This window comes from Ileibacterium valens (assembly GCF_001945525.1).
GTDB classification, from domain to species: domain Bacteria; phylum Bacillota_I; class Bacilli_A; order Erysipelotrichales; family Erysipelotrichaceae; genus Ileibacterium; species Ileibacterium valens.
The window spans coordinates 1-12,909 of the sequence record NZ_MPJW01000167.1; the positions used below are offsets into that span (position 1 = coordinate 1).

General features: G+C 42.4%; 11 protein-coding genes. 10 read left to right on the top strand and 1 reads right to left on the bottom strand.

The genetic code is table 11. The features are described 5' to 3' along the window. The coding region (tnpA, locus tag BO222_RS08560; protein WP_198931968.1) for an IS66 family insertion sequence element accessory protein TnpA at positions 1-288 on the bottom strand (288 nt) is incomplete at its 3' end. Between the two features lie 209 nt (positions 289-497). Between tnpA and BO222_RS13350 the strand changes: the two genes are divergently transcribed. The 10 genes from BO222_RS13350 (at position 498) to BO222_RS08620 (ending at position 12,625) form a co-directional block, all read left to right on the top strand. Then, a complete protein-coding gene (locus tag BO222_RS13350) occupies positions 498-3,965 on the top strand; it encodes a VWA domain-containing protein (protein WP_083647759.1) in 3,468 nt (1,155 codons plus the stop codon). Positions 3,966-4,270: 305 nt separating this feature from the next. Further along, positions 4,271-5,032, top strand: a complete 762-nt coding sequence (locus tag BO222_RS08580; RefSeq protein WP_143356989.1) for a hypothetical protein — start codon at positions 4,271-4,273, stop codon at positions 5,030-5,032. A 94-nt stretch (positions 5,033-5,126) separates the two neighbouring features. Further along, complete coding sequence (locus BO222_RS08585; RefSeq protein ID WP_075820182.1) at positions 5,127-6,146, top strand: ABC transporter substrate-binding protein; 1,020 nt, start codon at positions 5,127-5,129, stop codon at positions 6,144-6,146. After that, positions 6,146-7,105: an ABC transporter permease gene (locus BO222_RS08590; RefSeq protein WP_075820184.1), complete on the top strand. Its 960-nt coding sequence runs from the start codon at positions 6,146-6,148 to the stop codon at positions 7,103-7,105. The genes BO222_RS08585 and BO222_RS08590 overlap by 1 nt, the downstream gene beginning before the upstream one ends. Next, positions 7,105-7,899: an ABC transporter ATP-binding protein gene (locus tag BO222_RS08595; RefSeq protein ID WP_075820186.1), complete on the top strand. Its 795-nt coding sequence runs from the start codon at positions 7,105-7,107 to the stop codon at positions 7,897-7,899. Before BO222_RS08590 ends, BO222_RS08595 begins: the two co-directional genes overlap by 1 nt. Before the next feature lie 273 nt (positions 7,900-8,172). Continuing rightward, a complete protein-coding gene (locus BO222_RS08600; RefSeq protein ID WP_075820188.1) occupies positions 8,173-9,312 on the top strand; it encodes a glucose-1-phosphate adenylyltransferase in 1,140 nt (379 codons plus the stop codon). Positions 9,313-9,314: 2 nt separating this feature from the next. Further along, entirely contained in the window at positions 9,315-10,436 is a 1,122-nt protein-coding gene (gene glgD / locus BO222_RS08605; protein ID WP_075820190.1) for a glucose-1-phosphate adenylyltransferase subunit GlgD, read from the top strand. Next, positions 10,436-11,872 carry a glycogen synthase GlgA gene (gene glgA / locus BO222_RS08610; protein ID WP_075820193.1) on the top strand — a complete coding sequence of 479 codons (1,437 nt, stop codon included), beginning with the start codon at positions 10,436-10,438 and terminating at the stop codon, positions 11,870-11,872. The genes glgD and glgA overlap by 1 nt, the downstream gene beginning before the upstream one ends. Beyond that, a complete protein-coding gene (locus BO222_RS08615; RefSeq protein ID WP_075820195.1) occupies positions 11,872-12,315 on the top strand; it encodes a DUF523 domain-containing protein in 444 nt (147 codons plus the stop codon). The genes glgA and BO222_RS08615 overlap by 1 nt, the downstream gene beginning before the upstream one ends. Before the next feature lie 43 nt (positions 12,316-12,358). Then, on the top strand, positions 12,359-12,625 hold the full coding sequence (locus tag BO222_RS08620; RefSeq protein ID WP_075820197.1) for a phosphocarrier protein HPr: 267 nt from the start codon (positions 12,359-12,361) through the stop codon (positions 12,623-12,625). Positions 12,626-12,909 lie beyond the last annotated feature (284 nt).

Here is a 12,909-nt window from a genome sequence, read left to right on the forward strand (position 1 = left end):
ACGGATCGTTCGGTCGCTGTCAGTGATTTCAATCACCGGCTTTGGACTCTCGTCTGATCCTTCCAAATCCAGGAAGACCGTCCTGTCAATTTCTACGAATTCAAGAGCCGCTGAAGCAGGCGATACGGCGGCAGCTTTTCTGCGCCAGTACTGGAAGGTGGATAAAGCCAGGCCGTTTTGGACGCAGAAGCCAGCCTGAGTCAGACCTGACACCTGATATTGATCAACCAGGTTCATCCACTGTTCCTGATTCAGTTCACGGGATTTGGAAAACAGATAATTATGCATAAAATCCTCCAGTTCTAGTCGAATACAGAATATCGACTGGAACCGGAGGATCTAAGCCCATGCAAATTTCAAAAGGTTACTATTCATCTTAGGTTCATAATTATAAAACGGAAATAAAAATCTGGTTGCGTTAACCGGATTTGTCACTTTTATTTGATTTAATCAGAACTGCCAGGTTATAACATGGGAATTTTTGAAAGGAGACTTTTATGAATACCAGATGGACCAGAAGAATGTGTTCATTTTCATTGAGCGCAGCACTTCTGTCGACTTTATCCTTGCCAGTGCACGGGCAATCTAAAGCAACTGCAGAAGTGATCAAAGAAAATCCAGCCATTCCGGCAGTCGAAATTTCGAATGCCACATTGCTTGATAAGAATAAAAAGCCAGTTCTGATTGGAAGCGATACGCAGATTCCTGTTCAGGAGCTGCTTGATCAAATTGAAAAGGGACAGGCTACTGCCGTCAAGGCAGGGGTGTTTGTGAGCGATGAGGAAGCACTCAACGGTATCGTTCAGCTGACTTTTCAGATCGCTGGAAAAGAAAACGAATCAGAAAAACCGATTAATGTCATGCTGATCCTTGATCAGACCGGATCCATGAATATGTATTGCAAAGATCCAACCACATTTATGATGGATTGTCTGAATCCGGATCACCTTTACTATATTCCGGAAGGAACTTTTGGAAATCACGGCGCAGGGTATGTGCGGATTGCAGATTTTAATCCGGAAGGGCCGGTTTTCAAAAGCTGGTACGGAGAAGAAAACGGAAATAAGTATGTGGTGAAATGGGTTGTAGATATGCTCAATTCACTGCCAAAAACGACTTCCGATAAGTCGCAGACCAATTCTGATAGCTTCATGACGGATCCGAATGACGAAAACAAGAGTGATTTCAAAGAACCGGAAAATCAACATAGCCTCGAAGATAACGATCAGACTGGATCTGAACCGCAAAGCGGTGTCATTGATGAAATTACGAAGGATCAGAATATACCTTCTGTACAGAGCAGTGAGCCAGCTCCGGCTCCGGCTTCAGAAAATGATTTCGTTATGACCAGTTCAAATACTGAGACTCAGCCTGTGATTTCTCAATCGGTACCTTCAACTATCACTGCTGAAGATGTTCAACCAGCGATGGTTGAAAAAGAGATCACCGAGTATGAAGAAGTTGAAGAGATGGTTGAAATTCCTCAGGAACCAAAATATGAGACAGTCACGGAAAAACAGATGGTTTATCCTGAACCATATACCATCGAAGAACCGGAGATTCAGATGGTTGAAGGAGAACCTGTTTTTGATGAAGAAACAGGTGAAATGATTCCTGGAGAAATGGTTGAAAAGGAAGTTCTTGTAAGTAAAACGATAACGCCGGAACCTTACGAAACAATCGTTGAAAAACAGGTTTTAGTCGAACAGGAACCCGTCTATGAAAAAGTGATCAGAAAGGTACCGGTAACTAAAACAATCCTGGTTCCTGCAAAAGAAGCAGATACAGATGGTGCAAGTGCTGTTTTGACTCCTGTAGGCGATTCGACAGTCCAAACTATAATTCCAAACGTTCAAAATAAAGCCGATGAAAGCGCAGTACTGGCTGAAGAAAACAATCCTGCTGTTTTTGCAGGTCAGGAGCAGACGATTGATCAAAGCGGCACCGATCAGACAGTAAATAGTGATTTAAAACAGAGCAGCTTACCAGAAGGCAATTCTGATTTAACCATTCAGGAAGAAAATAACGATACTGATATTCCATCAGATCATTCATCTGAATCAGAAGCTATGGTTATCAGTCCTTCTGAAAGTCAGGGTGAGCTTCAAACCAGTATAGTCCAGGATGAAACAGAGACTTATCTGGCTGGCATGGATACCAAAACGGCTGATAATAAAGACGATGAATACGATTTAGAAACACATCGAATGGATGGTATTTATGCCCCAGTCTACGACTCGGGATATAATGTCGATTTTTTCTCAATTATCAAGTGGAATCCTAACGATAACCATTACCATATCTCAAATGGGAATTATGTAAAAATTGATCAGCCATCCTATACCTCCCAGACGCTCAATGGACAGGATCTAGGTTACATTTACTATTCACCTGCAGAAGATAATCAGGTAGGATGTGTTGACCGAGCTATCCTTCAAAAGCAGTATGTTCGAAATTTCGTTCAGAAAGTCTTTGCTCAGAATCCTGAAAACAAGGTAGCCATCGAACTGTTCAATAATGATGACAATCAGGCATTACGTACGGATTTCACCAGCAATTATGCCGATCTGCAGTCCGCTTTGAACTTTTTACAGGGCGGAAATAATACCAACTATGATTTAGCATTCAAAGTGGCTGGGGATATGATTGAAAATTCGAGAGGTTATATGAAGGACTCGGCTTTATATACGATTTTTGTTTCCGATGGTCAGCCAAACCGGGCTCTTATGAAACAGGATCCGAATATGGAAGATGTCTATAACCAATATGGCGGATTTAATGAATATGCAGGCTATGAGGCTGCTCGCCATTATAAGGAAAAATATCCGCAGACTTTATATGCTGCAGGTCTGCAGACGGATATTAAGGATTATTTAGGCAAGCTCGCCAGCAGTCCGCAATATGCCGTTGACTGCAACACGATGGATGAATTCAATCAGTTCTTAACGAGTGTTCAATCAAGCTGGCAGAAGGCTCATCCAAAAAACGGAGTGCTTGAAGATATCATTGCAGATGGCTTTACATTAAGAATTGATGAGATGCATCCATTTACCCTGGATCAGAAGAATTTTACCAGGCCAGCGGATCTGCCTGAAAATGTCAGGATTTCTGGTAAGAAGATTCAAATCAGTTTAGATGTGCTTGATGAAAAGGGAAGACTCGTTCGATTCTATGTACAGGCTGATCCTGAACTGCTCAAAAATGACAAGAATTGGGTGGATCTTCCTACGAATCAGTCGGCAACCCTTACCTATGAGCCAGTTCTCATCGAAAATAAGGATCTTGTTTATGGAAAGCCTGTTACTGTAGATATTCCCACTCCATTTGCAAAATTTGGTCATTCGAAAGTCACAGCTCTTAAAAAATCGAATCGGTTAGATGAAACTCTCCAGCCAGGAGAAAGTATTGAATATACGATTGAAGTTAAGAACACGGGATTGCTTGATCTTAATGAGCTGCTTTTAAGTGATGCAATTCCAGAAGGACTTGAATATGTGTCCGGCGGAACACTGCGTGATGGAAAAGTTTACTTTACCCTGAGAGATTTAAAAGCGGGTTCAATTCAGAAAGTCAGCTTCATCTGTAAAGTGGAAGAGGATGCCGTTGAACAGGGAATTGAAAAAGTTGAGAATACTGGATATTTTGGAATTCAGCCAGGTGATGATGGAACGCCTGATCTGCCAACCAATACGGTGGAAAATCCACTTGAACCAAAACCTGTTCCAGAACCGGAGCCTGAACCTGAACCTGAACCTGAACCGGAACCCGAACCCGAACCAAAGCCCGAACCTGAACCAGCTCCTGCTCTAAAACCAGTGATTGAAAAGCCGACAGTTAAACCAGTTGTTCAGACTGCTGCAGCATTAAGCGGTATGCGTTATCCAATGATTGGTCTGTTTGGTGCCTTGTTGCTGGGTGCAGCAACATTCTGCTCAAAACAAATGGACAAAAAGAATAAAAGATAGCTGTTTTAAAAGGTGATTTGGAAAGAAGATAGGAAATTTGTTTTATATTTATCATGAGCGATAGTTATAACGATAGGACCGTTCAATAAAAATTTGAGCGGTCTTTTTCTTTTGACATAAAATCTGGGTGTTCAGTGATGGTACGAGAAGTGTGATGAAATGGAATTTTTTACCTGGATATGATCATAGTTTTCACGTTTTCAAAGTTTTTCATTTGATTACATCGGCTCTGAATCTGTTTGACTCAATATTGTGAATCTTGGATAATAAACCTAATGTTTCATCAGAATATGGGGGGATTAACAGTGAATAACAACGATATTAATACCTGGAAAGAACTTCTTCAGGACCTGAGTGATACGGTTGAACAGAATAAAGTGATCATCCGTGAGATCAAGGAAGAAGTAGAACTTCAAAAACAGAGAAATAAGAAAGAGGTTCAGGCTTTATCCGATGAGATAGCAGCACAGCTTGCCGATCTCGAATCCCTGTTAAAGGAATTGGATCAGACTGAACTTTTTACATTGCCAAGTGATCTGAAGACCAGAGATTCCTTTATTGCAACTCTGACCTCTCAGCTCGATAAATCAAGAAATCTTGTTAATTATTCAAGTTCATTGCTCGATTCGCAGACAACACCTGAATCGACGATTGAAAAAATCAAGGTTGGAACCAGAAGAAACAAAGAAAGAGTCCATAACTATCTGCCAAAATTATTCAGACAGGAACACATTCTTGGAAACTGGGTTCACCGTTTCAATGAAAATCAGTTTACCTGTCAGTCATTCTGGGATGATGACACCTTCAAGGAATACGATTTTGATCATGGAAAACTTGTCGAGGAAAGAGAAGGAACCTATTCCATCGATCAGGACAAGGTATCCCTGCGTTATCAGGATGGGACCAAAATGGATTATACCGTGACTGGTTTTTCAGATGAAACCATCAGTTATCAGATCAATAAATCAAAAATGGATTTCGATTATATGCCTGAAGCAACCCTTAACCAGTTCCTTGATGAGGACTCAGTGATTACTGCAGATTACTCCTTAAAAGCAGAAAGCTGATCAACTTCTACGAAACTCCTTTTGAAAATTGTTTTCATCCGCATGAAAACGGTGTAAAATGTGAAACATTTAAAGAAGAAAAGGAGATACCATTGTGAAGACCAAAAGGACTTACGCACTGATGGCTGCAATGCTTATGGCAGCTGGATGTGCATCAGGAAGCGACGCTTCAAAAACAGATGACAGTTCGAATACGACTGCCCCGGCTGAAGATGCCTACAAGATCGGTATCATCGAATATGCTGATCATCCAGCTCTTGATGCAACCGTTGAAGGCTTCCAGGATTATATGGAAGAAAATAACGTGGCAGTAGACATCGATTTTAAATCCGCTCAGGGCGAACAGGCTAACTGTACAACGATCGCTCAGACCTTTGTAAATGACAAAGTGGATCTGATCTATGCGGTTGCCACTCCTGCTGCTCAGGCAACAGCCAATGCAACTAAAGATATTCCAATCGTTACATCCGCTGTTACAGATCTGGAAACAGCCGATCTTGTTGAAAGCAATGAAAAACCTGGAACAAATGTAACTGGTGCGAGTGATCTCAATCCGATTGAAGCTCAGCTCAATCTGTTAAAGCAGATTCTTCCGGACGCAAAGAAGATTGCTATTATGTACTGCAACGCCGAAGAAAACTCCCGCTTCCAGGCAAAACTGGCCGAAGAAGTTTGCGATAAACTCGGTCTTGAATATGAGGAAGCCACTGTAACTGAAACAAACCAGATCCAGCAGGTTGTTGAATCTCTTGCCGGAAAGGTCGATGCAATTTACATTCCAACAGACAATATGCTGGCTAAAGCGATGCCGACAGTAACGCAGGCTGCAAACGATATTAATCTGCCATGCATCGTTGGTGAAGAAGGAATGGTTGAGCAGGGCGGACTTGCCACTTATGGAATTGATTACTATGAACTTGGAAAAATGGCCGGAGCTCAGGCAGAAGCTATTTTAAAAGGAGAAAGTAATCCAGCAGATATGCCAGTCGTATTCCAGACAGAAGATGAATGTGCTCTTGCCATCAACTCTGAAACTGCGAAAAAACTTGGAATCACCTTCCCAGAGGACGTGACAAAAGACGCCAAAGATCTGGCAGAAACTACGGAGGACTGATGTCAGTCCTCCTTTCTTTGGAAGGGGCCCTCGGCCAGGGGATTCTCTGGGGAATTATGGCTTTGGGCGTTTATATCACCTTCCGACTGCTGAATTTTTCTGATTTATCCGTTGACGGTTCTTTTGCAACAGGAGGAGCCGTTTCCGCAGTACTGATTCTGAATGGAATTGATCCGGTTTTATCTGTTGTTATCGCTTTACTGGTTGGACTGGTTTGCGGAGCGGTAACTGGAATTTTAAACACAGTTTGTAAGATTCCTGCGATTCTGGCTGGAATTCTGACTCAGATTGGTCTGTATTCAGTCAACCTGATGATTATGGGCCAGTCGAATCTTCCAATGCTGAAGGCTGATACAATGTTCAGCTGCTTAGCTGGTGCGATTTCACTGCCTGAAAGCGTAACAAGCTGGATCTCTGTTAATAACGTTGTAACAATCGGACTTGGATTACTCTTTTCAGCTCTGGTCATTGTCCTTTGTTACTGGTTTTTTGGAACAGAGCTTGGATCTGCCATCCGAGCTACTGGCAACAACATGAATATGGTTCGTGCCAATGGAGTATCGACCAACATGATGACCATTATCGCTTTGATGATTTCCAACGGCATGATCGCTTTATCGGGAGCTCTGGTTGCTCAGCAGCAGGGATATGCCGATGTTCAGATGGGTGTCGGGGCAATCGTAATGGCTCTGGCTTCTATCGTTATTGGGGAAGTCATTTTCGGAAGAGGCGGAGGATTTTACCGACGTCTGATTTCGATTGTGGTTGGAAGTATCATATATCGAATGATCATTGCGGTTGTATTGCAGCTGGGTCTTGATTCCAACAACTTAAAGCTCTTTACCGCATTGCTGGTTGCTGTGGCATTAACTGTTCCAGTAATTCTGGATAAACATAAACAGACTGCGATGTATAAGCGTCTTACGGATGTGGTTGATTCAGTGGAGGATAAGTTTTAATGCTTGCAATTAAGAACATTTCCAAAACATTTAATACTGGAACCGTCAATGAGAAGAAAGCACTTGATAACCTTTCTCTGACACTCAATGATGGTGATTTTGTTACAGTGATCGGTGGTAATGGAGCAGGGAAATCCACTCTGCTGAATATGATTGCCGGAGTGTTCCCAATTGATTGCGGTCATATTTATTTAGATGACAAGGATGTTTCACTTTTGCCTGAACACAAAAGAGCCACCTTTATCGGCCGCGTCTTTCAGGATCCATTGATGGGAACAGCCGCAGATATGGCGATATATGAAAATCTCGCTCTTGCCGCAAGACGAGGCAAATCAAGAACGTTAGCCTGGGGAGCAAGCGTAAAGGAAAATGCAGAATACAAGGATAAGTTAGCTGGCTTAGGTTTAGGTCTTGAAGATCGGCTGACCAGCAAGGTCGGGCTTCTTTCAGGAGGTCAGCGTCAGGCATTGACGCTGCTTATGGCGACTTTAAAAAAGCCGGATCTGCTCCTGCTCGATGAGCATACAGCCGCTCTTGATCCGCTTACGGCAAAGAAAGTTCTCGATCTGACTGAAAAACTCGTTAATGAGCATAATCTGACTACCCTAATGATCACTCACAATATGAAAGATGCGATCCGCATCGGGAATCGACTGATCATGATGTATAACGGAAAGATTATTTTCGATGTTGAAGGTGAAGAAAAGAAAAAATTGAGTGTTGAACTTCTTCATGAAAAGTTCAGGCAGGCGGCCGGCGAAGAATTTTCTGATGATCGTTCGGTACTGATCTGACCGAAAAAATTTAGATTTTTCATAAGTTTGTTTCATATGATAAATAAGTATTGATACTCATTAAAAACAGATTTTTTCATAACATGAACAATGTCATTTGAACCCGGTCTGACCGGGTTTTTTGTTGCTTTGATCTGATTACGCTTTCATCTTATACGGATTATTTACATGTTTTACACTTTGTGAAAACTCTTTCATATTGAACGAAAGTTGTTTATCAACCGTATTAAACAGTGGTATACTTTGAATGAATTCAGTTTCAGGAGGAAAACTATGGAAAATAACAACATGCTCGCCATGATTCTGGCTGGCGGGCGCGGGACCAGACTGTATGATCTGACCAATAAAACAGCCAAACCCGCTGTTTATTTTGGTGGAAAATACCGCATTATCGACTTCCCGCTTTCCAACTGTGCAAACTCTAACATTAACGTTGTTGGTGTATTGACACAGTATGAACCTGTTCAGCTTAACGCCTACGCTGGTGCAGGTCAGAGATGGGGTCTTGATACCCGTGGAAGCGGAGTCTATGTTCTGCCGCCATCAGAAAAAGACGGTACAAAATTCGGGGTATATCAGGGAACTGCGGATGCAATCAACCAGAATATTGATTTTATCGATGAATTTAACCCTTCCTATGTACTCATTCTTTCCGGTGACCACATTTACAAAATGGACTACGACCAGATGCTTGACTTCCATAAGAAGAACGATGCGGATCTGACTGTAGCCGTACGTCCGGTGCCATGGGAAGAAGCACCTCGTTTTGGAATCATGAATGTTGACATGAATAACCGCATTGATGAATTCCAGGAAAAACCTGCCGAACCAAAGTCCAACCTGGCTTCGATGGGTATTTACATTTTTGACTGGCCATTGCTGCGTAAAGCCTTAATTGAAGATGCTGCTAATCCGGATTCCGAACACGATTTCGGCAAGAACATTATTCCAGCTCTTCTTGAAGCAGATAAACGTCTGTTTGCCTTCAGCTTCGATGGTTATTGGAAAGACGTTGGAACCATTGATTCTCTTTGGGAAGCTAATATGGATCTGATTGACCATAACGATGAACTCAATCTGAGTGATCCAAACTGGAAGATCTATACGTCAGATATTCCTCTGCTCCCTCACTATGTAGCTCCTACAGGTAAAGTTGAACACTGCTACATCAACCAGGGCGCAGTGATTCATGGAAATGCTAAAGACAGCGTGCTTTTCAATAATGTTGATATTGCAGAAGGCGCTTATGTCGAACAGTCCGTTCTGATGCCTGGCGTTAAAATTGGTAAAGGCGCTAAGGTTTATCGTGCAATTGTGGCTGAAAAAGTAGTCATCGGTGTTAACTCGGTTGTCGGCTCGCCTGACTCCAAAGACATCATCCTGGTGGCTAAAGATGTAGAGGAGGTTAAGTAGACATGGCAAACGCAATGGGAATTATCGCGTACAACGATTCATCTCTGTATGTTCGCGGAATCGAAAAATACCGTCCTCTGGCTGCTTTTTCCTATGTAGGACGTTATCGTCTGGTTGATATTCCAATCAGCAACATGACCAATTCCGGTCTTGAAGAAATTGATGTTTATACCAACGGGGATCCAAAAGTTCTCTTTGATCATATCGGAAGCGCCCGTCACTATAACATCAACAACAAGCATGGACATGTAGGAATCATTCCTGTGTTCACAGATGGAACTCCAGTTGAATATGTAACGGATATCGATTCTTACTATAACAACATTTACAACATCGAGCAGGATCCCAATGATTATGTAATCATTGCCCCGGTAAACTTCATCTACAAGATCAACTACTCGGATCTGCTTGATCAGCACATTGCCAGCGGTGCTGACGTTTCTGTCCTTTACAAAGACGTTGACGGCGCCCGTATGAACTATCTGAATAACTTTGCAATTACGATGGGTACCAACAAGATGGTTGAAACCCTTGTCCGCAACCCTGGAACTGAAGAACATATCTCCATGTCCTTATCCACTTATGTCATGAGTAAAAAATTGTTCCTCGAACTTGTTCGTGAAGCAAAAGCTTACTCGGCTCTTTACTGGATGACTGACATTCTGAACCTGAAAGCTTCTCAGGAAGACTTCAAGGTGAAGGGCATTCCTTATAGAGGCCCTGTATTCTCCATTAACGATCTGCGCAGCTATTTCTCTGCGAATATGCTTATGCTCAATGAAGAAAATATGCGTTTCTTCAACGACCCTGACTGGCCAATCTATACCCGCACAAACGATTCCTCACCAACGATTTATGTTGGAAATGGAACTGCTCAGGGAGCTTTGATCTCTAATGGATGTACTGTTGCCGGTGATGTCCGCAATTCGATCGTAGGCCGTGGCGTTAAGATCGGTGCCGGAGCTCATATCGACAACTGCCTGTTAATGCCAGGTGCAGAAATTGGTGAAAATGCAATTCTGACCAACGTTATCGTTGATAAGGACGCCAGAATCATTCATAAGAAAGAACTGGCTGGATACGAAGAAGATCCTTTATACATTGCTAGAAGGGAAGTAGTTTAATGGCTTCAATTTTAATGGCAGCTTCTGAAGGATTGCCTTTTGTAAAGACAGGCGGACTGGCTGACGTTATCGGTTCGCTGCCTGCTGCTCTTTCCGAAATGGGCCATGAAGTTAAAGTAGTCCTGCCTCTATACAAGAAGATCGCAGAAAAGAATTTCCAGGATCTCACTTACTGCACGAGTTTCAATATTGGAATGAACTACAAGGATGTTCCAGTAACGATCTATTCCCAGACTATCGGCAAGGTTGCTTATTTCTTTGTTCAGCATCAGGGTTATTTCGAAAGAGATGCTCTGTATGGATATCAGGATGATGGTGAGCGTTTCGCCTTTTTCCAGAAAGCTGTTATTGAAATGTTGAACCGCCTGAATTACTGGCCGAATATCGTTCATTGTCATGACTGGCAGACAGGTATGATTCCATGTATGGTCAGAGAAACCCGCTCGGGTGATCCCCGCTATCAGAGAATCAAATTCGTTTATACGATTCATAACCTGCTTTTCCAGGGTAACTTCGGTCCGGAAATGGTAGATTCCTGCCTATCCCTGCCATGGTATCTGTTTGATAATGGAAATATCCGTTTTGATGGCGGAGTATCCTTTATGAAATCCGGCATCCTGTATTCGGATAAAGTCACTACAGTATCTCCAACATATGCTCAGGAAATTCTGACTCCTCAATTTGGTGAACATATGGAAGCAATCCTGAATATGCGTAAATATGATCTGTGGGGAATTGTTAATGGTATTGACACAAGTCTCTGGAATCCAAATACCGATCCAACCATTCCTTTCAATTACAACAAGGTCACTCTTGCGAAAGGAAAGACTGAAGATAAGCTCGCCTTGCAGCGTGAATTGGGTCTGAATCAGGATCCTAATGTGATGCTGGTGGGCGTTGTAGGACGTCTGACTTATCAGAAGGGCTTCTATCTGATGATGGAAAAAGTTCAGCAGCTTGCTGAAGCTCCAATTCAGTTGGCTATTCTGGGAACTGGTGAAGATGCCATTCAGAATTCATTCCGTAACATGGAGAATAACAACAAGGGCAAAGTTTGCTTCTATCAGGGATACAACGAAGATCTCGCTCACCGCATTTATGCCGGAAGCGATCTGTTCCTGATGCCTTCTCTTTTTGAACCTTGCGGACTTTCACAGCTGTGCTCATTACGTTACGGCACTCTGCCGCTTGTTCGTGAGACGGGTGGTCTTAAGGATACTGTCAATCCATATAACGAATATGATAAATCCGGTAACGGATTCAGTTTTACAAACTACAGTTCTGATGAACTGATGGCTACGATGTACAATGCGATCGATGTTTACTACAACCGTCCTGAAGACTGGAAAACATTGGTTCGCAACGCTTTGAACACTGATGTATCCTGGGAAAATTCTGCTAAAGTTTATTCTCAGCTGTACGGTCAGCTCGTTTAATGAAGATCATTGTCAGTGCCTGTCTGTTGGGCGTTGACTGTAAATACAATGGGTCAAACAACCGGGATGAAAGAGTCATTGCACTTGGCAATGATCATGAATTGATCCCTGTCTGTCCGGAGATGGAAGGAGGACTTCCATGTCCGAGAATACCGTGTGAAATCTGTCGTGGGAAAATTCTCAGCAAAGATGGCAAGGACTTCACCAGAGAATATGAGATGGGAGCAAAGCTCTGTCTTAAAAAGGCTCTGGATGAAAAGGCTGAGCTGGCAATTCTTCAGCCAAGAAGCCCAAGTTGTGGAGTCGACCAGATTTATGATGGAACTTTTTCAGGACAATTAATCGATGGTGACGGTGTTTTTGCCTCGATGTTGAAAAGTCATAAAATTCCGGTTGTGAAACCCAATTCAATTTCAGTTGTAAACGACAAAATATTGCTATAAAATTGAAACGAATAAAAAGTACATATTTAGGAGGAAATCTAAAATGAAACAAGTAACTGTAAAGATTATCGACCCAGTAGGACTTCATGCACGTCCAGCTACTGTTGCTGTTAATGCTGCAAGCAAATGCAAATCTGACGTTAACGTAGCTTTCAAAGGCCGCGAAGTGAACATGAAATCCATCATGGGCGTTATGTCTTTAGGAATTCCTACACAGGCTGAAGTTGTTATCTCCGCTACTGGTGAAGATGAAGAACAGGCTATTGCTGCAATCGAAGAAGTATTACGCGCTCAGAAAATTATTGAATAATTCTGGAAAAGTAAATTTCTTACGCTTGAAATGAAGGGGCTGTTAAATTTCTGACAGTCCAAAAATAAAAAGAGGCACCTGATCCGTAATGGATGAGGTGCCTTTTTTGGTAAAATATGTTCATGATCAATAAACAAAATTACCAAACACACTATAACTCGATTCAGGGCCGTTTGCCACTGCTCCATTCTCTCTTCCCTCATATTGAGATGGATTCTGTCTTCACTACTGTCAGTTCCTTTGTCGATGATTATCTCGACCTTGCCCTTTATCCTTCTTTTGCC

Coding starts and splice junctions, on each gene's coding strand:
- glgA (WP_075820193.1), top strand. CDS start 10,436: ATGGCTTCAATTTTAATGGCAGCTTCTGAAGGATTGCCTTTTGTAAAG.
- BO222_RS08615 (WP_075820195.1), top strand. CDS start 11,872: ATGAAGATCATTGTCAGTGCCTGTCTGTTGGGCGTTGACTGTAAATAC.
- BO222_RS08595 (WP_075820186.1), top strand. CDS start 7,105: ATGCTTGCAATTAAGAACATTTCCAAAACATTTAATACTGGAACCGTC.
- BO222_RS08590 (WP_075820184.1), top strand. CDS start 6,146: ATGTCAGTCCTCCTTTCTTTGGAAGGGGCCCTCGGCCAGGGGATTCTC.
- BO222_RS13350 (WP_083647759.1), top strand. CDS start 498: ATGAATACCAGATGGACCAGAAGAATGTGTTCATTTTCATTGAGCGCA.
- glgD (WP_075820190.1), top strand. CDS start 9,315: ATGGCAAACGCAATGGGAATTATCGCGTACAACGATTCATCTCTGTAT.
- BO222_RS08620 (WP_075820197.1), top strand. CDS start 12,359: ATGAAACAAGTAACTGTAAAGATTATCGACCCAGTAGGACTTCATGCA.
- BO222_RS08600 (WP_075820188.1), top strand. CDS start 8,173: ATGGAAAATAACAACATGCTCGCCATGATTCTGGCTGGCGGGCGCGGG.